The sequence below is a fragment of the Vibrio sp. SCSIO 43132 genome (assembly GCF_019904195.1).
GTDB lineage: Bacteria > Pseudomonadota > Gammaproteobacteria > Enterobacterales > Vibrionaceae > Vibrio > Vibrio nigripulchritudo.
Genome location: NZ_CP063200.1, coordinates 895782 through 918792, shown reverse-complemented (window position 1 = coordinate 918792; position 23011 = coordinate 895782). Strand labels below are relative to the sequence as shown.

Annotated in this window: 17 protein-coding genes; 7 read left to right on the top strand and 10 right to left on the bottom strand. The window is 45.4% G+C overall.

The genetic code is table 11. The features are described 5' to 3' along the window. Positions 1 to 61: 61 nt before the first annotated feature. Entirely contained in the window at positions 62 to 388 is a 327-nt protein-coding gene (locus tag INR79_RS22260) for a nuclear transport factor 2 family protein (protein ID WP_004398161.1), read from the bottom strand. 318 nt (positions 389 to 706) lie between these two features. Here INR79_RS22260 and INR79_RS22255 point away from each other — a divergent pair, with 318 nt between their 5' ends. Further along, positions 707 to 2320 (top strand): ATP-binding cassette domain-containing protein, encoded by a 1614-nt coding sequence (locus INR79_RS22255; protein ID WP_223100004.1) that lies wholly within the window; start codon positions 707 to 709, stop codon positions 2318 to 2320. Positions 2321 to 2507: 187 nt separating this feature from the next. Next, on the top strand, positions 2508 to 3029 hold the full coding sequence (locus tag INR79_RS22250) for a hypothetical protein (RefSeq protein WP_223100002.1): 522 nt from the start codon (positions 2508 to 2510) through the stop codon (positions 3027 to 3029). On the opposite strand, the gene INR79_RS22245 is transcribed toward INR79_RS22250, so the two are convergent. The 4 genes from INR79_RS22245 to INR79_RS22230 form a co-directional block, all read right to left on the bottom strand. After that, positions 3017 to 4057, bottom strand: a complete 1041-nt coding sequence (locus tag INR79_RS22245) for a GGDEF domain-containing protein (RefSeq protein ID WP_004398156.1) — start codon at positions 4055 to 4057, stop codon at positions 3017 to 3019. The genes INR79_RS22250 and INR79_RS22245 overlap by 13 nt on opposite strands. A 439-nt stretch (positions 4058 to 4496) precedes the next feature. After that, positions 4497 to 6410 carry an ABC transporter substrate-binding protein gene (locus tag INR79_RS22240; protein WP_022589289.1) on the bottom strand — a complete coding sequence of 638 codons (1914 nt, stop codon included), beginning with the start codon at positions 6408 to 6410 and terminating at the stop codon, positions 4497 to 4499. A 64-nt stretch (positions 6411 to 6474) separates the two neighbouring features. Further along, a complete protein-coding gene (locus INR79_RS22235) occupies positions 6475 to 8217 on the bottom strand; it encodes a DUF2264 domain-containing protein (RefSeq protein WP_223100000.1) in 1743 nt (580 codons plus the stop codon). Between the two features lie 190 nt (positions 8218 to 8407). Then, the gene (locus INR79_RS22230; protein WP_262415466.1) at positions 8408 to 9649 is read right to left on the bottom strand and encodes an anaerobic sulfatase maturase; all 1242 of its coding nucleotides are present in this window, start codon (positions 9647 to 9649) and stop codon (positions 8408 to 8410) included. A gap of 153 nt (positions 9650 to 9802) precedes the next feature. Between INR79_RS22230 and INR79_RS22225 the strand changes: the two genes are divergently transcribed. Together INR79_RS22225 and INR79_RS22220 are read left to right on the top strand one after the other, a co-directional pair. Beyond that, entirely contained in the window at positions 9803 to 11281 is a 1479-nt protein-coding gene (locus tag INR79_RS22225; RefSeq protein WP_223099998.1) for a sulfatase, read from the top strand. Further along, positions 11278 to 12762: a sulfatase family protein gene (locus tag INR79_RS22220; RefSeq protein ID WP_223099995.1), complete on the top strand. Its 1485-nt coding sequence runs from the start codon at positions 11278 to 11280 to the stop codon at positions 12760 to 12762. The genes INR79_RS22225 and INR79_RS22220 overlap by 4 nt, the downstream gene beginning before the upstream one ends. A gap of 71 nt (positions 12763 to 12833) precedes the next feature. Here the strand turns inward: INR79_RS22220 and INR79_RS22215 are convergent, their stop codons facing one another. After that, positions 12834 to 13151, bottom strand: a complete 318-nt coding sequence (locus INR79_RS22215; protein ID WP_004398143.1) for a DOPA 4,5-dioxygenase family protein — start codon at positions 13149 to 13151, stop codon at positions 12834 to 12836. 522 nt (positions 13152 to 13673) lie between these two features. Between INR79_RS22215 and INR79_RS22210 the strand changes: the two genes are divergently transcribed. From INR79_RS22210 to INR79_RS22200, 3 genes are all read left to right on the top strand, one after another. Continuing rightward, positions 13674 to 14960, top strand: coding sequence for a dicarboxylate/amino acid:cation symporter (locus tag INR79_RS22210; RefSeq protein WP_022613846.1), 1287 nt, complete (start codon positions 13674 to 13676; stop codon positions 14958 to 14960). Between the two features lie 888 nt (positions 14961 to 15848). Beyond that, positions 15849 to 16685: a Cof-type HAD-IIB family hydrolase gene (locus INR79_RS22205; protein ID WP_022589283.1), complete on the top strand. Its 837-nt coding sequence runs from the start codon at positions 15849 to 15851 to the stop codon at positions 16683 to 16685. Continuing rightward, the gene (locus tag INR79_RS22200) at positions 16682 to 19873 is read left to right on the top strand and encodes a condensation domain-containing protein (RefSeq protein ID WP_223099993.1); all 3192 of its coding nucleotides are present in this window, start codon (positions 16682 to 16684) and stop codon (positions 19871 to 19873) included. The genes INR79_RS22205 and INR79_RS22200 overlap by 4 nt, the downstream gene beginning before the upstream one ends. Positions 19874 to 19975: 102 nt before the next feature. Here the strand turns inward: INR79_RS22200 and pcp are convergent, their stop codons facing one another. The 4 genes from pcp to INR79_RS22180 are packed head-to-tail and all read right to left on the bottom strand — an operon-like array spanning position 19976 to position 23000. Beyond that, positions 19976 to 20614 carry a pyroglutamyl-peptidase I gene (pcp, locus tag INR79_RS22195; protein WP_223099991.1) on the bottom strand — a complete coding sequence of 213 codons (639 nt, stop codon included), beginning with the start codon at positions 20612 to 20614 and terminating at the stop codon, positions 19976 to 19978. Positions 20615 to 20622: 8 nt separating this feature from the next. Next, positions 20623 to 21924 (bottom strand): TadE/TadG family type IV pilus assembly protein, encoded by a 1302-nt coding sequence (locus tag INR79_RS22190; RefSeq protein WP_223099989.1) that lies wholly within the window; start codon positions 21922 to 21924, stop codon positions 20623 to 20625. A 54-nt stretch (positions 21925 to 21978) separates the two neighbouring features. Next, positions 21979 to 22620 (bottom strand): OmpA family protein, encoded by a 642-nt coding sequence (locus tag INR79_RS22185; protein ID WP_223099986.1) that lies wholly within the window; start codon positions 22618 to 22620, stop codon positions 21979 to 21981. 2 nt (positions 22621 to 22622) lie between these two features. Next, complete coding sequence (locus INR79_RS22180) at positions 22623 to 23000, bottom strand: hypothetical protein (protein WP_223099984.1); 378 nt, start codon at positions 22998 to 23000, stop codon at positions 22623 to 22625. Between the last annotated feature and the right edge of the window lie 11 nt (positions 23001 to 23011).

The window sequence follows — 23011 nt, the reverse complement described above, 5'->3', positions numbered from 1 at the left end:
AAGCTCACATTTTAGCTATATCTCTAAGTATCCAACTCGTTTCTGATACAAAGCTGTCTACCTAAGCTTTACTCTGAGCTATCAGGTAGGAAGTGATGGCGCTGATCTTGCCATCTTCGATTTGAAATATGTCGCAGAAAAAGAAAGGCTGCTCTGCTTCCCCATGCCCCTGAACGACGAGATGTTCTGAAGCTTCAAGCTGCTTAGAGACTTTCAGGCTGACGTCTTCCTGCTCCATTTGATAGCAGATGGAACGAATATTATCTGTCCCGACAATGACGTCCTTACCGACGTTTTGCCATTCGGTTTTGTCAGTCAGAAAAGGGATGAGCTCATCCACATCTCCACATGAAAAGGCAATGCACGCATTTTTGATGCTTTCGTCCATGTTCTCACCTGTTTAATTTTCAACCAGTTATTTTAACTATACCCATAAAACACACTCTTTATGACGACTAATAGAGCAATTTTGTGAGCTAACTCGGTTGTCTCATGTCGTTCATATCGCATACACTTAGCCCAACATTTCTGTAGGAGCACATGCCTAATGAACAACTAACCCCCTAAAACCAAATGAATTTTATTTTTGGATTACAGGGTTAGTGGGCGTGTCTTCGTCAAATTTCTGCTTTTCTTTCAGCCATTCAGCTGTTCTGTTTTGATTCGATCGCGTCTCAGACCCTGACTATGAAATGTCGGAGTCTTTATGATCACACAAAAAAATATCGGCATACGTGCCAGCAACCTCTCCTATCAGCACCCAGACGGAGAGTGGCAATTTCAAAACCTTAACTTAATCGCGCATCAGGGGTTCTATGGTCTGGTGGGTAACAATGGCTGCGGTAAAAGCCTGCTTTGCGATTTACTGATGTCCGTCAGACAACCCACGTCGGGTCAGATTGAGTTATCGGGCGAAGTCGCCCATCTGGTTCAGTTACATGAGGAATACCAGCCCAGCGAGCTCGCTTCTGACAACTTATCTATTTCAGACGACCTATCTATTTCGGACTTTTTAGGCATAACGCCTGTTCTTGAGGCAATCACACGAATTGAACAAGGCAGCATTGATGCTAACGATTTTGAAACCGTAGGAGATAACTGGGATATAAGAGAGCGTCTTGAAACCGAATTAGAAGCGATGGGCGTGTGTTGTCACTTAGCTCAAAGGATAACGTCGCTTAGCGGTGGTGAGCTGACCCGCCTTAAGCTTTGGCAACTATTTGAGTCCAATCCTGATGTTCTTATTCTGGACGAACCGAGCAATCACCTCGATCAGAAAGGGAAACAGTGGCTCATTGACCGGTTGCGCCAGTTTTCAGGCTGTGTACTGGTTGTCAGCCACGACAGACAACTGCTCAGATACGCCGATGGCATTTTTGAGCTTTCGCACCTTGGGCTAAACCACTATTCAGGAAACTATGACGCTTACCATCAAACCAAAGCCGTCGAACAAGCGGCAATTGCTCGCAAACTGGAGCACATTGAAAAACAACAAAAGCAGGTCGCTCGAAAAGCTCAGGAGGATCATGAAAAAGCTCAGAAGCGAGCCGCCCAGGGAAACAGGCTGCGAAAATCTGGTAGCCAAAGTAAGTTGATTCTGGATGGTGCAAAGCAAAGTGCAGAGAAATCGGCATCTGCCAAACAGAATATGCATGAAAGACGCAAGCAAACGCTTACCGATACCTATCAATCTCTGAGCCAGTTGAAAGCTCAGCAACACTCTATGTCTTTGAGTTTTGAAAATCACTCACAAAAGCAGAGACAGTTGGTGTTTCTGGAAAACTGTATTCTGCCATTTGGTTCTGATGCCCCGATCACTTGGTCCGTACACAGTGGGGATAAGTTGCACATATCGGGTAAAAATGGCAAAGGGAAATCGACACTGCTCAAGTGTTTGTCCGGTGAGCTGTCGTTTTCCTTGGGTTCAAGTAACCTAAAAGAATGCTTATATATCGATCAGCACTTTTCACTTCTCGGAAACGAGTTACCCATGATTGATGTGGTAAAAGCGCATTTGGAACATCTTAACGACAGTGAAATTCGCAACCTGCTGGCAGCCATTGGGTTTCGGCGAGACTCTGTATTTCGTTGCTGTCAGAAGTTGAGCGGTGGTGAAAAAATGAAGCTGTCTGTTTTGATCGCCAGCCAACAGGCGCAACCTTGCTTACTGTTGTTAGATGAACCAGACAACCATCTTGATATTGCCAGTAAACAGCTACTCGCGAATATGCTTGCAGGCTATCAGTCGGGATTTATTCTTGTAAGCCATGACCCTGTTTTTGTTGAAGAATCAGGAGTTCAATACACTTTTCAGATCTAATATATCGACCTAGAAACCACTTGGGCAGCATTTCGGTGCTGTCCCATAAATTCTTGTGCTTCATCAGTGGGCAACATGAGCTTCAAACAAAATGGCTGATTTCGTTAAATCTTGATCATTTTGAATGGAAAACTTGGGCGTATGGCTTATGCTCAATTTAGTAAATACTGAATCTAGGAACATCAAAGTGGAATTGAAGACCGAGCTAGAGCAATGGGATGGAAAGAACACCGATGCCATCACACTGATTTATCAGGAACATCATTTTGAACCCTACTTCATTACTCAGATTATTGAGCTAAGTGAGGAAGAATCGTATTGTTCCGGTGCTACCTGGTTGCTCAAACATCACTTTGAAGCTGAGGAGCAGTTAACAGACTCTGAAATTGATGCGGTTTACGGCAAGCTAAACGGCATTGAGAACTGGGAGGCTAAACTGCACTTGCTACAAGCCATCCCTTATATGCCGATATCTGAAAACAACAAACCGCTGGTGGAAACCTTTGTTCGTGCCTGTCTGGGCGACAGAAACAAGTTTCTTCGTGCCTGGGCATACAATGCACTGTTTGTGCTAAGTCAGCAGTATCCGGAATACCTGGGAGATGTGAAGCGTCTGTTCAAAATCGCTCTGCGCAAAGAAGCGCCTTCAATCAAAGCCCGGATTAAGAACATTCTGGTTCAGAATAAACTGGAGAATCAGACTCCGTAAACCACCTGATTTCGCCCAGCCCCTTTCGCGTGGTAGAGGTAATCGTCGGCAACTTTGAACATGTCTTCTAACTGAGCACCGTCTTCTCCATACACGGAAACCCCGATACTGGCGGAGACGTTCACTCGGTTTTCAGCCACTCTGAACGTATTGCGACACAGCACTTTTCGGATATGTTCTGCGACAGCACAAGCGACCTTCCTTTCGGTGTAAGGCAGCAACACGCAAAACTCTTCTCCACCCACGCGATAGACGGAATCTGAACGGCGCACTGAATCTTTAAGTAACTTAGCCACCTGCCTGAGAACTTCATCGCCTACGTCATGCCCGTATTTATCATTTATGGATTTGAAGAAGTCGAGGTCAACCACCAGCATGCTGAACACATCGGTTTTCCTTCTGTGCATGGTCACCATCTGTTCGAAACTGAATGCGAGGCTTAAGCGGTTATCAATTCTGGTGAGTGGGTCAAGCAGCGCCAGGGAAGTTAACTGTTCTTCGGTCTGCTCTCGATTGTGTTCGTACACATGGGCGATTGCCCATATTGCCATTAAACACGCCAGAACATTAATAGAAGAGTGCAGCGCAAGCCCGGATTCTGGCTGTGTCGATTTCCAATAAAAAAATGCCGCGCCTATCGGCACCATTAAGGCATTAATTTTCAGACCGGTACTTTTGCCAAGTAAAAGGTATCCGACTACAGGGCACAAAAACAGCCAGACAAACAGAGTGTTTTGTGTGTCGGTGACATAAATTCCAAGGTAAACCAGAGTAAACAGAAAAATCACATAGGCGGCAGAGTGCAACTTTCTGTTATTGAGAGAGCTGGAGTAGCAGAAGAGGTAAGCTGAGTAGATAGAAAAGAAGAGTTCGGTAATACCAAGGATTTTCTGTTCGAGTGCAAACAAATTGAGAAAACCGTACACAAGACCAGCAACCAGTGTAATAAAAGATACACCTTTTAACATGTTGCTCCGAAAGGACTGAGATCGATTCAGCCACTCGATGCCCGCATCCATATGTACCATTGTCTTTCCTAGTCACTTGTGCACCCAGTCGCATTTTGGGGCATTAATAATTCTCACTCAACGATAAAATTCAATCAGAACTCAATTAATTGATCCAGGTTTGATAATGACATTCCTCGGACATAAAAATGAGCCAAAAAGAAAACAAAGAGAGCTGATACAAAACACAGTAAAAATACAAGATACTCACCAAATCTATATTTTGAGACACTATATATTGGGATTTATGCAAATAGAGCTAATTTTTAATAATCATTGAAATGCATATAAAATGAGTGAATTTTAATCTCAGCCAGTAAATTTATGCCCCCAAAAACATTGGAATGAACATCACCAAATACTGCAACTTTTATTGAGCGTTAATTCAATAATCTTGAGCTTTGGAGAACAAAAAAAGCAGAGCCAATTGGCTCTGCTTATCTGATGCTTTTTTAATCGTTTACTGCTGCTTCCACAACTGACTCATACGCATTGGTCCAGGTGTTGGGAATGTCCAGGACTGTGGCATGTTTTCAGGTACGTTTCGTAGTTTGTTGTTCACTACCACACCAACAGGCAGTGACTCAACAGTACCAATCACGTAGAAGTGCTCTTTCGCTATCTCCATGATTTGCCCCATCAGTGCCATCTGTTCTTCCTGAGAAGATGTCTTCTCTAGCTTGTTCCAAAGCTCAATCTGCTTTTTCACGTGCGCTGGTGGCTCGACTGCATTGTCACGACCTTTCGCCCAGTTGTAGTAACCAAGACCCCAGGTAGATTCAGGGCTGAATGGAAGGTAGTGACGTGCATCGTCCAGTACCCCTGCTCCACCATCACCGAAGATTGGAATCATGTCGTAATCGTTCGTCAGACGAAGGTTGGTTACGTGGTTGATTTCCATGATTCGGATATCCAGGAACACGCCGACGTCTTTCCACTGGTTCTTCACCAGTTCAAGTGAATCGGCAAGTACACCTTTGTCGTTGACCTTAGAAATCGCTTCAATGCGCAGACGCTGTCCATTCTTCATCAAACGGAAGCCTTCTTTATCACGATTCGTCAGACCAAGAGCGTCCAGCATCTTGTTGGCTTTCTTAGGATCGAAATCCGTGTACTGGTAGGCCATTTCTTCATCGTAATACGGCGAGATTTCAAGTGGGGCCGCCTGATAAGGACCAACCGCACCAGAGAATACCGTTTCGCTGATTTCGTCACGGTCAATCGCGTGAGAAAGCGCAACACGGAAATCTTTATTGGCGAACAGTTCGCGCTTCACCGGATCGTTCACTGTCTGGTTAAGCGCAATCACCAACTCAGAGCTCACCGTGCTTGGGCGGAATTTGTAGGTGTAACCACTTTTCTTCTCGTTGTCGATAAGCAGCGGACGGTGTGTTGGTTTACCAATGTGGCGGTGTTGGTAATCGGTTTCACCGTTCGCCGCTCTTAGTACCATTTCTTCCAGGTCTTCACTGTAACGCCAGCGTACACTGTCCAGATATGGCAGCTGGTTACCTTCCGTATCCACTTGCCAGTAATAAGGGTTACGAACGTACTCGGCAAAACTTGCGTTTGGCCCCGGTGCAGATTTCACCATCCAAGCAGTCAGTACCGGGCGATCTACGTTGTTGTAGTGCTCGATGAAGTAATGAGCGTTACATTTGGTTCCTGCATACTGCCGCCATGAATCAAATCCAGCGGTTTTGGCATTCGCTTCTGCTTTGTCGTTAAACGATGGCATAAACTCTGAACAGTAGTGTTTTGGATACGCCGTAAAGCTTTCACTGTCTACCGTTGCCAGATGGCGAATAAACATACCATTCGCTTTCTTGAGAACGATTTTGACCGTATGAGGGTTCAGAACTTCCGCTTTCGCAGAATCAAACGTTGGGAAAATCAGAGGTCGGTTGCCCGCGTGTTTCTCATCCCCCAATACATCGTTGATGTAAAACGCAACGTCTTCTGCAGTGAAAGGATGACCATCTGACCACTTCACACCTTTACGAAGGGTAATCGTGTATTCGGTGTTTGCTTCGTTTGATGTAAAGCCCGTTGCCAGATTAGGCACAACTTTTGAGTAGGTTTCATCAAAGTTGAACAGGTTATCGTAAGCGATAGTCCGGATACGGTGACCATTATCTACAACCTTACCGACCAGATTCAGAGTGCCGCCGTACTGACCCACTTTTTCATATGGGGTTACAACCAATGGCTCTGAAGGCAGACGCTCTTCCACCACAGGAAGTTTGCCTTGCTTCACTAACTCAGCCAGTTGTGGCGCTTCATTAAACGTCTGCGCGTAGGCTGACATCGATACTGCTGCAGTTACTGCAACGGCTACTTTGCCAAACAGAGGTAAATTTAATTTATGTTTCATCAGTCACTCCCTGATGTTTCTATTTATAAAAATGGTCGCCTTTTCCCGAAGACGATTTTCCTGATCAACCCGACTCAGGAACGAAAGCTGTACGCCCAGCCAAGACAAGTGCTTTGAGGGTGGAGCTGCCTTTATTTACTTTCCCGGATACAGCGGGAACGCTGGCATGGGCGTACAACAAATTGGTGTTTGGAGCACAAGGGTAAACGGCGCTCTTGCCTTCCCCCTGTACCAATTGAATTTCACTGTAAAGCTTCGATGACTCTACTCTGGAGTAGGTTTCATCTGTGTGGCTGAACCACGGTTTCCATAGGTCAACCGCATGACCCGTCATTAAATAACTCAGCTCTATGTCGCTCTTGATAACGTGCTTTCTGTGTTCGATTCGCTCTTCATCCAGATACTGCTCTGTGGTAACGGTGCAGCCCTCAAAAGGCTGCCAGACAGACATCAGCGCATCCCCTTCACGCCAGCTCTCGATATTGCGAGTTCTGGTATGCCAGGTATTGGTAAAGGGGTGAAGAAACGCCAGCATGTTGTCGCCTGCAAACCCTTGGTCAATCCACTTTTCGCTTTCAACGCACAGCCCGTGGTCACTGCTGTAGGCAAACTTGCTGTATTTGTCGTTGCAGTGTCTTAACTCACCACTTGCAGGCGCATTACTGATGAGGTAACAACCCTCTTCCCGCCATAACAGGTGTTGGTTGCAGACAAACTTCGGAGCTAAAGACGCATCAATCTGCTCAACACTTGTCTGCCAAAAAGGGTGGCTCGCGTCCAATCTCAGGCAATTGAACGCTTTGAGAGCCAGAAAAGGAGATACCGGGCTGGTATAAAACTCGCTCGCCAGTAAATTAGGGTAAGCAAAGCCCGGTAATAAATGTCCGTCATGCGCCCAGATGGGTTGTTCACTCCACCAGCGCATTGAATTTGTCCACATGGATTTGAGCAAGGACATTTCAATGCCAGCAGGCTCAAAGCTTGCCAGTTCTGACCAGAAAGCAGCACCAGAAAATCGATAATTTAGCGACCGACCATAGCAAAGCTGAGCACCATCTGTGGCGTACCAGTATTGATAAGTTTCTGCGAATTCGACCGCACGCTTTACGTATTTCTGGCTTGCTTGTGGGTCAGAATCCTGAACCCAGCGAGCATAAGTCAGCCCGTAAAAGTGGAACGCGAAAGGGTTGTAGTAATCCAGTACGGGCTCAGCGCCATCCTGATACCAGCCCTGACCTAAGTAGTGCGCATCAATAAATGCAAGATCGTCTTCAAGTTTGCTCTGGTCGATGTCAAAACCCAGTTTTTGCAATGCCGTCACTATCAATACACGAAACCAACGCCAGTTGTTTGGTGGAATCTCCAGTTCTTGAACTGGCTTCATCCAGTCTGCAAACCTTTGTTTTTCTGTATCAGTTAGCGGCTCCCAGTAAATTTCACTGGCATCAACCATCGCTACGGCAAAAGCGCTCATTTCAACGATCATCTGGTCGTAGTTTTTCGGCTCTTTCCATGGCGTACCGCTAGTACCGTTCACACCTTGCTTCAGCCATTCTGCCAGTTTGTGGTTCTCGCTTTTTAATTGCTGATGGGCAGGAACGGCTCCCCACATAAGCCTTGCAACAAACTCGATTTGTGTCGCTTCAGAATCATAATGAGCAGCGCAATAGGACAAGGGATCCGATACGCTTGATAGCGTTTTAGTAAATGGCTGTTTATCAAGCAGGAAACGTAACACATTCAGTGTGTTATCCTTACTGTCAAAGTTTGTTTTGGTAGGTAGCCATTGCGCTAATCGAATGCTCATCAGCTCTCCTGTCTTGAGCTTGGTTTATGATGATGTCTCATCTTTAATGCAGATTAAAACTCATCAAAATTATTTTTTAAAACGCTTTTTCAAAATTGTGTTATTCAGATCAAAACTACGTTTCATTTTTATTAATTATCGTTGGATGAGGTCACATTTTTCTGATGAAGAACTCAATACGCTGCAGCGCCTACTTTCTCTCCGAATACAGGAAGTGTTTGTAATTTTGAGGATTCCAACCGCGTTTTAAGCACGCTCCCATGGCGGATAAATAAGGTCGGATGTGAGAAAAGAACGCATAATAACCTTCACAGAGCCTGTGTTTAGCGTCTATTGCTAACTCACCCTGATCATTGATTCTTTGTGCGGGACAAGCACCGTGGCATAAGTCACGTTGATTACAACCGGAACAATGCAATGCCGACCCAACGGGCTTACGCTGGGAAAATGACTGCTGAACTGGTGTTTCAATCAGGTTGGGGTAATCATTGCGTCGCACGTTTCCCAGCTTGAATTCGGGATAGACAAAGTGATCGCAGCTGTACACGTCCCCGTTGTGTTCAACCACGAGGTTTTCTCCGCATTGAGGTGAATGAACGCAGTTTGTTGAAGGCATCCCTAGTGACATGCCCAACGCATTATCGAAGTGCGAAACAAACACTCTACCAATGTCTTTCTCTCGCCAGCGTTCAAACACACCAATCATAAAGCGACCAAACTGCTCGGCGCTGACACTACGGTGTGAGACCCCTTTGCCCTTCTCTGCTTCGACAACAGGAATAAACTGAATGAACTGCGCCCCTAGGCTGATGATATGGTCGTAAACCCGCTTGGGATGATGCCCGTTGTGGCTTTGTACCACCGTAAGAACGTTGGTCTCGACACCATGCGCCAGCAGAGTCCGTAGCCCTCGAACGACCTGTTGGTACGACCCTCTGCCACTGCGGGTTTTACGAAAGTGATCATGAAGTTCCTCGTCGCCGTCTATGCTGATACCCACCAAAAACTGGTGCTTCTTCAGAAAAACGGCCCACTGGTCGTCAATGAGCACACCATTAGTCTGAATTGTGTTGCTGATTTGCATACCCTGTCGAGCGTGTTTTCTTTGGAACATCACGGCTTTTTCAAAAAAGGAGATTCCGCGCATAGTGGGCTCACCGCCCTGCCAGCCAAACACCACTTCCCGGCAGCCATTAGGCTGGCTTTCAATGTAACTTTTTACATGCGCTTCCAATGCCTCGTCTGACATGTCAAAGCGATTTTGTCCTGGGTAGTACTCAGTTTTGTCCAGATAGAAGCAATACTCACAATCCAGATTACACAGTGGACCAATAGGTTTGCTGAGCACATGGAATGGTCGTGCTGCTTTTGGGGAACAGGCAGGAATCCTCATTTCCCGGATAGCATCGAGAGCTGGGCTTATTGCATTCATAAGTATGTTTCTAATGGCAATTCAACATAAGAAACAATACAACAATATTTTTAAAACGCCTTTCCAAATTATCAATAAATGTGATCGTGTTTAATTTTTTGAAATGGCATTTCAAATTATCATATCGCCATTCATTTCAGATTCGAGGTAGATGTGCAGCGCCCAAACCTTCTTTACGTTTTTCCTGATCAGTTTCGTCAAATGGCGATGGGGTTCTGGAATGATCCAGATTTTCAAGATTGTTTGCCCGGTGAACCGGATCCGGTTCATACCCCGAATCTGGACAAGTTCTCCAAAGAGGCACTGGTATTAACCAATGCGGTCAGCAATTACCCTTTGTGCAGTCCGCATCGCGGAAGCTTGTTTACCGGGATGTACCCAAACAGAAGTGGCGTTCCACTGAACTGTAATTCAGATCGCCTGAACTCCGATCTCCCTAAAAGCGCCACCTGTCTGACGGATGTGCTTGCTCAGTCGGGTTACAGCGTCGGCTATATTGGCAAGTGGCATCTGGATTTTCCTACCGCTAATGATCCTGAAAATCCGGGGGGTTTTGTCGACCCCAACACGCCTGCATGGGATTCTTACACCGAGCCTACTCGCCGGCACGGCATTGATTACTGGTACGGCTACGGCACGTTCGACCAGCATAAAAACCCCCATTACTACGACAACGATGGAAAGCGTACTGAGCCAAAAGAGTGGTCAGCCAAGCACGAAGCCGATAAAGCCATTGCTTACCTGAATAATTCAGATAACCAACGCGATCCCAACCAGCCATTTGCGCTTTTTGTTTCCATGAATCCACCGCACAGCCCATATCAGTCTTTGGATGATTGCATGCAAGAAGATTTGGCTTTGTATCAGGATAAATCCCTGGAACAGTTGCTGGTGCGTGAAAACGCAGATCTAAACTGCGACAAAGCGGCTTCAGCGCCTTATTACTTTGCCAACGTGACAGGCGTCGACAGAGAGTTTGGTCGAATACTGAAAGCGTTAAAAGAGACGGGAGAATGGGAGAATACTCTGGTGGTGTTTACCTCAGACCATGGTGAAACTCTGTGCGCTCACGGGTTGGACGATGCGAAAAACGCCATTTACAACGAAGCGTTCAACGTTCCGTTTCTGATGAAACTGCCCTTTCAGATTCGCTCAGCGATCTCCCATCGATTTATGAGTAGCCCCGATATTATGCCGACAGTTCTGGGCTTACTGGGACTATCAGAAAACACGCCTCAACATATTCAAGGCATCAATATCGCCCCCGAAATCATCGCGAACAAAGACAAATCCGGCTGCGCTTTGTACATCAAAAACCTCGATGGGGAACGTGATGATCAGGGAAAAATCGTCAGCTATTTTCCGGTAAGTCGAGGAATCAAAACGAAACGCTACAGTCTGGTGCTTACCATAAATCGTCAGCGTGAACTGGATTCTGTACTGCTGTTTGATAACCAGACCGATCCTTACCAACTACAAAGCCTTGACTTCAACCCCACCCACTCTGTTGAACAGGCGCTGCTCCTTCAACTTGCCAGCGAACTAAACCGTATCTCTGATCCGTGGGCAGAGCAGCAGATTCTGGCAGACCTTATTCCTTACGACACCGAATGCAAACAGGAAAAACAATGACCGAAGAAAACCAAAAGAAAAAGCAAAGCCACCCTAATGTCATAATCATGTACGCTGATGATCTGGGTTTTGGTGATGTAGGCTGTTACGGTGCCAATGAAATTCCAACACCGAACTTAGATAAGCTCGCCGAAGACGGACTCAAGTTTCATCAGGGCTACGCAACCGCTGCAACCTGTACACCTTCAAGATACAGCCTGCTGACTGGCTCGTACCCTTGGCGAAACCCAGATGCGGCCGTATTGCCGGGCGATGCTCCTCAGATCATCGGTAAGCTGGACGACACCATGCCACGCATGTTTCAGAAAGCGGGTTACCAGACCGGTATCGTGGGTAAATGGCATCTAGGTTTGGGTAATGGCGACCTTAATTTCAATGACACCATTGACGGAACACCAAACGATGTCGGGTTCGATGAGTCCTACATCATGGCAGCGACCAACGACCGGGTGCCCTGCGTGTACATCGACAACCGAGAGGTGGAAAATCTGGATCCAAGCGACCCGATTGAAGTGACGTATGAATGGGATCAGGCTTTTGATGACGTACCTACCGGTCGTCATAACCCCGAACTGTTAGATGTGATGTACGACCATGGCCACGACGGCACCATTATTAATGGCGTCAGCCGCATCGGGCACATGCGTGGTGGCGCGTCTGCCGTCTGGAATGATGAAACCATGGGGGAAGTGTTTGCCAACAGAGCCATCGACTTCATTGAGAAAAACCAGAACGAACCTTTCTTCCTTTTCTATGCATTGCACCAACCTCATGTACCCAGAATCCCGAACCCCAAATTCAGAGGCTCCACGCCGCACGGTGTCAGGGGGGATGTCATTGTCGAGATGGACTGGTGCATAGGGCAGGTTCTGGACAAGCTTGACGCACTGAATCTGCAGGATGACACCATTGTCATCTTCTCTAGTGACAACGGTCCTGTACTTAACGATGGCTACAAAGACGAAGCGGTTGATCTCAATGGAGACCACAAAATGGCAGGACCATTGCGTGGAGGAAAATACAGCCTGTTTGAAGGCGGAACTCGGGTTCCGTTTATTGTCCGTTGGCCAGAAGGCATTCAGCGTGGCGATTCTAATGCACTCATCAATCAGGTGGATCTCTACGCGACGTTCGCTGCCATGACCGGGCAGCCATTGAAAGAACAGGAAGCCCCAGACAGCCAAAACCTGTTTGGCGCTCTGACTGGTCAGGATCCAGTTGGGCGCGATGATATGGTGCTGGAAGGCATGCAATACAAAAAGGTCTACCGAGACCAGCAGTACGCTTACATTCCTCCTCACGACGACGACTTTATCTGTCAGTACACAGGCAATGAAAAAGGCAACACTCCAGAGCCGCAGCTTTTTGACTTGCATGACGACGTAGGTCAGGTGAAAAACCTGGCTACTGAAATGCCTGAGAAAGTTGACGAACTGGCAGCCAAGCTAGAAAGCATTGTCAGTAAGAAGCAATCGCGCTAAGTGAAGCACTGGCTTCATTTAAATGACAAAGCCCGTCGAAACGGGCTTTGGATATCAAATCGGTGATAGAGCTAACTCAGGGTTTCTTCGAAGATCCCCAGTTCTTGCCCAAGCCAGATTGCTCTTTCGGTGTGGTCGAGTAAATGTTCATGGCTTACAGGGTGAATCAAAACGGGCATCTTTCCTCTGTTTTCATCCAGCCACTCTATGATGCCCTTGCTGTTATCTTCAAAATGCAGTTCGAACATCGGCATTTTGTGGGGTCCTACCAAGCGCTCTACCAACGGAAAAATCGCGGTCACATCGCTGCGTTCGCGTCGAATCTGAGCGTGGAAGTCTTTCGCACCCTGAACATTGTTGAGCGCGAAATAAACGTGCGCATGAAACATAGTTGACTCCTTTGTTTTTCTTAATATTAAGTCACTGAGTATTTAAGGGAAGTATTTATTCCTGATTAATACGTTCAAAAATTTCAAACGATATCCATGTTTATCCAATGGTTGTGGTCACATTCAGACCGATTGATGAGATCTGCGTTGAAATTTACTAAACACTAATGTAGCGGGCGATGATGAATAATTAGATTCAAAGCATATTTCACCCAAAATTATTATTACGTAAATTATAAATTATGGTACAGATATCACTGCATTTTATAACTATGTTACTTGATTAATCTGTAATCAGGTGCTGTTCATAGATTTGCGAACTTCCCCTGTAGTCGAACTAGGTTCGGTATAGAGATTCATTATTGATTCTGCTTATCACACGATCAGGCAGAATCAAAAATGAACGTATGATACCTGGTTGGTGGGCAAGGCTCGATGACGTGTCGGGCAGTTCGTTGAGTAATGGGGATGACTCAGCGAAACACATAAAAATTAAAGAACAATTTAGGACAAGGATAAAAAATGTCTAACAATATTACGGCGAAGCCTGATGCTAAGACAGCAGGCATGAGCCTTTGGAAACAGATCGTTATTGGTATGGTGGCTGGGGTAGCAGTAGGTGCCATTTTCGGACCTAGTGCTGAAGTACTGAAACCCATAGGTACACTGTTTATTAACCTGATCAAAATGTTGATCGTACCATTGGTATTCTGCTCCCTGATTGTGGGTATCACTTCAATGAAAGATACACGCAAAATGGGCAGAATCGGCGGCAAAGCTGTCATTCTCTATCTTTCTACTACTGCTATCGCAATCTCTATCGGTTTAGCGCTGGCAACCCTTCTTACTCCCGGTGCTGGCATCAACATCGCAACGGCAGAAGCCGCAACCGCCGCCAAAGAGTCGCCTTCTCTGGTGACGACACTGCTGAACATCATTCCTAAGAACCCTGTTGATGCCCTTGCCTCAGGCAACATTCTTCAGATCATTGCTTTTGCGATTGGTTTGGGTGTGTCACTTTCTCTGATCGGAGAAAAAGGCGAGCCTGCTATCAAGGTTTTCGAAAGCCTGGCGGAAGGCATGTACAAGCTGACTTCACTGGTCATGAAACTAGCTCCTTACGGTATCTTCGGTTTGATGGCGTGGGTAGCGGGTAAATACGGTTTGGAAGTGCTTCTGCCTTTAGGCAAAGTGATTCTGGCAGTTTATATCGGCTGCGTGATTCACGTTCTTGTTTTCTACAGCGGTCTGATTTCGGTTGTAGGTAAGCTAAACCCAGTGCAATACCTGAAAGGCATTGTCAACCCTGCCACTGTTGCCTTCACAACAACCAGTAGCTCTGGCACGCTTCCTGCGACCATCAAAGCTTCTCAGGAAGAGCATGGCGTGTCTAAAAGCGTTTCCAGCTTTGTTCTGCCTCTGGGTGCGACCATTAACATGGATGGCACAGCACTTTATCAGGGCGTTTGCGCACTATTCATTGCCCAGGCATTTGGCGTTACTCTGGAAGCATCCGACTATATGGTGATCATCCTGACTTCAACGCTGGCTTCAATTGGTACAGCGGGTGTTCCGGGTGCAGGTCTGATTATGCTTTCTCTGGTTCTGACTACGGTTGGTCTGCCATTGGAAGGTTTAGCCATCGTTGCTGGTATCGATCGTATTCTGGATATGGCGCGAACCAGTGTAAACGTATGTGGCGACCTGATGGTTTCTGCGCTAGTTGCAAAGAGCGAAGGCGAACTGGACGAAGACGTTTTCAACAAAACAGGGAAAGAGTCGATTTCTACCGAAACTTCTCAAGCTTAACGTTTTCTATTTCGAATCCATCAAGAGCGCCATTTAGGCGCTCTTTTTTGTTGTCAAACTCTGTGACAACCTAGTGACAACTTATTTCATTATCGACTCAAAGCGCTTTTAGACCTCTATTCCATTCCGCAAATGAATTCCTAAACGTTGCATAATCTGGCTTGAGACCGGATTCCATAAACCAATTCTTCACAATGAATTTCTTTATTAAAGAGATAATATGAAAATTAAGTCATAAATTTTCGCTTATCCACACACTAATAAAATGGCATTTCAGTTCTTGAATTTGAGATAATTAAATTCAATGGATGAAATAAAAACTCACTATAAATAATATTTAATAAATTCAATATCTTAATAATTCACTGAAATATTTTGATACAAATAATAAAAGAGTTGAGCTTATATCAGTAGAAATTAAAAATCTAAAAAAACGAGCTAATTAGGAAATAAAAAACAAGTTTCCCATTTACATTTTATTTCTTAATCAGACCACCGTCATATCGATACTGTAAAGCTGCAAATAAATTCTCCTTACTGATAAGAGGGTCAAATAATCAAAAATTAGAATCCAATGATCACTTTTCCCAATATTGAGCCAAATAATACTCAGCGCCATTTAGGGATTTTTTTCACCAAAAAATATGCTTACTATGCGGGCAACGTTTAATTGGTAAGAAATTGAGTGCATAAAAAAACCCATTAAATCAATACATTATAATCATTTAATAAAAAGCTCACTAAATTAGATTTTAAGTTCACGAGTTAAATAACAAGCCAAATATTAATTTAGCCTTAAATTAAAAAACAAAACTATAAGGTCAAAGACCACCACTGCTGCGTGGGGACATGTCAGTGAGAGATAACTATATCTACAGGTTTATTATTATGATCGTTAACGGAAATACTATTAAAGCAATAGTTACAGATCTGGATGGCACTTTGCTCGATCCCGAGGGGAATATCACAGAATACACCAGCTGTATTCTGACCAGGCTTTACGTCAGTGGAATAGAGATAGTTTTAGCGACAGGGCGACATCCCAGAGATGTGGTCAATCTTGTGAAACCACTTGATTTTGCACCCACGATAATTGGGTGCAATGGCGCGCTAGAAACTCAGGCTAATGAGCTCATTTACGCTCAAAATATCACCTTTCCACCCTATACATACCGACAGTTAATGCGATTTCTGGCGGGGCCCAGTACCCACGTCAGCGTGTTTGATGTCAATGGCTGGCATGTCAGTGAAGTGAATGACATGGTCAGCTCTTACTCTTCTAAATCTCGCTTTCCGTATTTTCTTCATCAGTACAATCACCTGCTCACTTTGCGAGCCAATAAGCTCCTTGTCTGGTCTGCCAACGACATTCACAAGATTGAAAGCCATTTAAAGACTCTGTTTGAAAATGAATGTGAAGTTGCCATGGCGTCGGACAACACTATCGAAATCAGCCCTAAGTATGTGACAAAAGCCACAGCGGCAGAAAGGCACTTATCTTTAAAAGGCATTGATTTAAATAAAGAAACCATCGCGTTTGGGGATGGAATGAACGATGAACACATATTAAAAACAGCAGCGATGGGTGTGGTTATGCAAAACGCCATGCCTGAACTGCCTCGTCGCCTCCCCAATCCTTTATTTACGCACAGCAACGCAAACGATGGCGTTGCCAAATTTCTTATCAAATTCTTCAATTTGTCGCTGAACGGGAGCTACGCATGAAATCGATTTCACTACCCTACGATTTTGAGTTCTGCTTAGAAGTGCCCATTGAATACGCAGACGTCTCTGCCTTTGGTTACCCCAGAGTTCAAGTCAGCGAATATCAAACGCCCTCCATGTACAGAGAATACAAAGAATGCAGACCACCTATATGGCTGGAACCCGAACCCTCTTTTAGCGGTTATTCCTCCGCACCGACATATCCTATAGAACAACCATCCGCAGTGATAAACACCAGTTACAACCCGACTTCTTTGCCTGAACCAAAGTTCGAGCCAAAGAACAATCTAGACGACCTTACCAGCTCCGAAAAACAACTGCTTTCTAAAGCATGTTCTGTTCTACAACTCGCCTCTCTATCTATTGATGACGATTTCGTTGAACAAGGCGGTGACTCGATCTCGGCCGTCACACTATCTGTAGAATTGGAGTCAATCGGCATGAAACTCGACACCATGGACATTATGAAATACCGAGTCTTTTCAGAAATGTCCCAACACATAAAACAAGAGACTCACACCCAAATTTTGAAAGGCGAAAACATAGGCGACATTGATCTGCTGCCGGCTCAGCGATGGTTCTTCGAACAGGATTTCATGCAACCTAACCATTACAACCACGCAGCAACTATCGCTCTGCCGGAGGACATTTCCTGTGTTCGCCTTGAACAGGCGCTTATCAGGCTGACGGAGCATCACGACATATTCCGTTCGCGTTTTAACCATTTTCATGAAACCAGTCGGCAGACTTTTATTGAGTCTACGGAAGGACTCATTTCTTTTGCCGAAGAGTCGTTCGCGAATCAGGATGAATGTGATATTTACCTTGCCAACCTTAATGAAAGCTTTGAGCTGGACTCTGGCGAAGGAGTCATGTTCAAAGCGGTATTGTATCGCTTCAGGAGTGAGTGCCGCGCGCTTCTTTATATGTGCGCCCACCACCTGATTGTCGATGCCACGTCCTGGAAAGTCATCGCACGAGATTTACAATCCTTGTATGAAGGCGACTGTGAAACCAGACTGCCGCAATATTCTGGCGTTCAGATATACGCACAAACCCTGAATGCTCAGCTAGAAAAAATCTGTAAAAACGAAACCAATTACTGGCTAAAAAGTGACAGCTTCAGCCCGAAATGTCGGTCAAGCTTTCCAGCCCGCGTCGAGACCATCACCATCGATGAGCGCGTGACAGCGCAGCTGTTAGATCAGGCAAACAAACCTTACAATACTCAGCCAAATGAGCTACTTCTTACTGCCTTAGCTAATCTATTGAGTGATCGCGGGGAACACATTGAAGTGCTGATGGAAAGCGAGGGCAGACAAAACCTCGCCAGTAACATCAAAGTGGATGCCACGGTGGGCTGGTTTGCCAGTGTGTACCCTTTAGATCTGCCTTCGACGAAAAGTCACGCAAGCCAGCAGATCAAACGTGTGAAGGAAGCGGTCCGCAATGTGCCAAACAACGGCGCAAACTATCTGCATTTGGCTTACCACCACCCTGATTCGGGTGTGAAGCGGCGGCTTCAAAACCGCCTTAATGCCCCTATCAGCTTCAAGTATCATGACGACTACCCGTCAGGAGATTCAGAAGTCTGGCCTTTGCTTATCAATAAGCAGGAATGTCTGGTCAATGAACGAAACAAAGCATTGCGAGAAATAGAAATCAATTGCTGGATCCAAGATCAGAAGCTGCATATTCAGGTGGAAGTCACCAGCTTAAAAATCAACCTGACTTCTATGATCCTGAACTTCGCGGACGAAATTCGCTCCATTGTTTCCCATTGCACCGACAAGCGTACCGTTCCAGCGCTGACACCGTCTGACCTTACCAATCTGGATTTGACTCAACAGCATATTGAGGCAATCGAAAACAAGATTGGCACCTTGTCGGCGATTTACCCAGCCACTCATTTTCAACGAGAATTACTTTATTTTCACAGGCTGAACCGAGACTATCAGATCGATCAGGTTTACTACCAAATCGGTGGCGACCTGAACTTAAATGCCTTCGAGAAAGCATGGGACATTGCACTTGCCAGACACGACATTCTCAGAGCCGTGTTTTGCGATGCATTTGATCGAGGCAGCCCAATCGTCATCGTTCCTGAAGTCAGTAAAATGCGCATCGTCCATGAAGACTGGTCGCATTTATCGGCCGAATCTCAGCAGGAAGAGTTGGAGGAGAGGCTGATATCCGAGAGAAGGAAAGAGATAAATGAGTTGTCTTCACCACTTATGAGGCTCTGGCTGGGTGATTTGGGCGGACATCAGCACACCATGATTTTCACCTTTCACCATGTGCTGTTTGATCGCTGGTCTATGCAGACATTTTTGTCTGAAATCATGCGTGATTATGATGCTCTGGTGCAAGGTCTGTCGCCCAGCATTTATCCGATGAGTTTTGAACCTTTCTCTCATTACATTTCGGATTACCAAAACGACAGTAAGGCAAAATCGTTCTGGCGTAACTATCTGCGTAATGCACCTAAAAACTTCCGCCTACCTCGCTCCAACACCACATTTAATGAGGTGCCAACGCGTATCCAAAATGTGAACATGCAACTGACAGACATCGAAACCGGTCAGATAGCTGCACGAGCAAGAGCTTATAACGTGACGACCAACCAGTTCTGTCAGCTTTGCTGGGCACATACCCTAAGTAAAGTGACGGGCAAGCAGGACGTGGTCTTTGGTACAACACTGGCTAAGCGCCCATCCAGCATCCACGCAATAACTCATATGGTCGGTCTTTTCCTCGCCACGCCACCTGTCAGAGTGAATGTGTCTGGCAACATTGCCTTTGCGCTCTCTAACTTGGTGGAGAACAGCGCTAACCGCCTTGAATACGGATTCTTTGACCTGAACGAATACGACGAAGACTGGAAGCCTGTCGCGCCATTCGGGACTTTGTTTGTGTTCGATAATTACCCTGATCAGGAAAACCATCCGACTTCAAAAATGCTGTCTTTAGAGAAATTGGGGACAGTCAGTGGAACAAACCACCAGCTCGTATTGTGTCTGACCCCGGGTCATGCAATGAGCTACACCCTCTTCTTTGACGGCACTGAGATCAGTGAAGAAGTGGCGAATCTGGTCGCGAATGAGTTTCTCTCATCAATGCTGACTCTGTGCGAGACCGATTCGCTGAATGTTGGATCAACGGGCAGCGACACCCGCATGTTTCAATAGAGCCTGAATGCACTCCATGGGCAGAGTGCATTAACTCAAAAGCCAACTGAAATTTCAGTTGGCTTTTGTTTTTTTTATGGGATACAAGGGCAAATCAAAAGGTCAGCAAATCGCACCTTCTGTTTCGACGATGTCTTCCTCAAAATCGATACATGTCTGAGCGAATAGTTCTAGCCCTTTTACAATGGTATCCAGCGCCATCCCGGGCATATTGAGTTCTTCAGCCTGCTCTGGCAGCAGAGGGATATGAACAAAACCATGACGAATAACGGAATCCCGGAGATAGTGCTGAATGCCATAAAATAGGTGGTTGCATATGTAAGTTCCCGCAGTGTTAGACACACTGGCAGGTACATCCTGATTATTCAAAGCACGGCAGATAGCCTTAATAGGCAAGGTGGAAAAATAAGCTGCATCAGCGTTTTCAACAACTGGCTCGTCAATGGGCTGATTACCTTCATTATCGGGAATTCGATAATCATCCAGATTGATCGCTACTCTTTCCGGCGTTATTGTGCCCCGACCAGCAGCCTGACCGACGGTTATAACAATGTCTGGCTTGTGCTGTTCTATTGCTTCAATCACCGTGTTGACTGACTTACCTCTTACTACTGGCACAGAACAAGTCACAATCCTTCCGCCTTCAAGCAGCTTACCTTCAAGTAGCGTTACGGCTTCCAACGCAGGATTTACGTCCGCTCCCCCAAATGGTTCAAAGCCTGTAATCAAAACGGTTTTCATAAAGTTCCTTATTTAAGATGTCCGATTTCCTCTGTAATCAAGTCGAGGATTTTACTCTTTATTTCCGCTTTATTCTCGGCTTTATAGAGATTGTCAGCACCAACACACTCTTTAAGGGCTCGGTTTTTCTCAGCATCGTACGCAAAACCAATGGCGGCTATTTTTGCTTTAATCTTTCTACCGTCCTTTGTTTTGCCTTTAGAAAGTTCTTTTCGGATGGTATCGCAGTAACCTAAATCAACCAGCTTCTGATGAACCGTGGCATTATTGATATTTGCGATGTTGGAATCGGCACCATCTGAAAGGACAATGATTAAACGCCTAGCGTTTTTTCCTTCCTTCAACAACTGCGCCCCGCGGATAATGGCTTGATAAGAAGCGGTTCCCCAGTGGGCGACAAAGCCATTTAACTTAGAATTGAAGTCGCTAAAATTTGTCGTCAATTCAATTTCTTTATCACGTGCCCAATTTGGTTGGTGCACGCAATTAGAGCTGCCTTTCTCGACAAAAATTTGTTTGGCAGTCTTTGAATAGTTGATTTCATGTGGCCTTAACTTTTCCCACGAGTAGCGCTTGCTTTTTCTAACCAGCTGGCTCATTTCGCAGTATCGATTAGTTCCACGAATTTTGGCTTTAATGGCAGATCTAAAAGGGATAATGCCGACCGTGTTCACATACTTCCGGTTGTTTTTATCGTTGTAGTCTTTCAGCTTTTCATTCACTTCTACAATGATGTCTTTCAAATCTTCGACTTTTGATTTGTTACCGCCACTCCACCCCTTATTCATTGAACCCGAAAAATCCGCTGCATAAATAATGTCTACGGCGTCCCCTTCAAATTTTTGTGATGTAGCAGCGCTGCTCACGGTGACTTTGCCATCAAACCCACTTGCTGGATCGCCACTTGTGAAGAAAGTGGCATGATCATAATCCGCTCTCACATTAAATTGGATGTACCTCTGCTCGCCTTTTTTTATTCCTGCTTTGCACTCTGGAATTTGCTCACATTCCAAACGCGTGATCCTGAGGTTTTTAACTTTGGTTCTATCCGCCATGTATGCGCCAATATAATCGATAGCGATCTTGCGATTAACAGCACTCCCACTTCCGGCTCCTGCACTGTCTTTATTACTTGCGTCTTTTGCACTCAATGCCAAAGCAGCCACTTCCGTCGCGTTATCAATTCGCGCTTTGGCTTGCAATGCATAAGCGCCGTCTGTCGCAAGCACAAAGAGCCCAAAAAGAGCAGGAAGGGCAATCGCAAATAAAATAGCAGCGTGACCGCGCTGTTGTTGTAATGATGAACGCATAACTGACTCGTAGTGATTGGAGTGATGTATGGGGTGATTTACAGCGGAAAGCGACTATTGCTTGATTTCGACACGTCGATTCAACGCTCTGCCATTGTCAGATTGGTTGCTTTGAACAGGCTTAGTTTCGCCTTTAGACGTCAAGGTTAACAAAGACTTATCAACACCTTGATTTTCGAGATACTCTGCAACGGTTTCAGAACGTTTCAAACCTAATGTCATGTTGTAGCTTTCACCGCCTATGTTGTCGGTGTGCCCTTCTACGACCAAGTTACCTTGGCTTGTTGAGATCTGTTTGGCGATGGTATTCAGAATGTAGCGCGACTTTTGCGTCAATTTAGACTGATCAAAACCAAAGAATACCCGAGCAATTACCTGAGATTCATTCACGAATTGCAATGTACTATTGGTCAGCAAATATTCACTGCACTCTTTATCAATGCCGCTAGACACAATTTGTTGGGTAATAAATGCTTGAGTCGCAGGCTCTTGGTCTAGTTGTTCAATTTGATAGAAAGGCCCCTGATTGATCGCTACCCGCGTTCCCTGCCCAACTTCAATCTTTTTCTCGTACTCAATGTTCTCTCCACCACAGTAAACATTTAACGCGTGTGTTTCACGTTCAGTTGCATTCGCAGCCAGGGACGAAATGGACAAAATGGACGCGGCAAAGATAGGCGTAAGAAGTTGTGTCATGATTATTGTTCCTTAGTATTGCTATCGATCTTTTTCAGCAACTTGGCCGCAAAATCTTCGAGCTTAGAATGAGAGTTAAAAGTGTGCTGAGTTTCGATCACTTCTGGAATCCGGCGCGGAAGATACGTCGCCATATAGACACCATCACGATCATGGATGTAATCAAATTCACCCGTAAATGTTTGCTGACTGTCCGAAATATCAATAATAACAATCTCTTTTGTCTCCAAATCTTCTTGAAGAAATAAAGAGTTAAGATTTTCCACCCAGTTTTTTTGAGTATCATTGCTTCCGTCTATAAAGATGTAGGTTTCGGAAGAGTATGCGTTTGTTGTGGCCAACAGAGTGAGTAAGCCAGCACAGAGAAAATGAGTTTTCATTCACTGTTTCC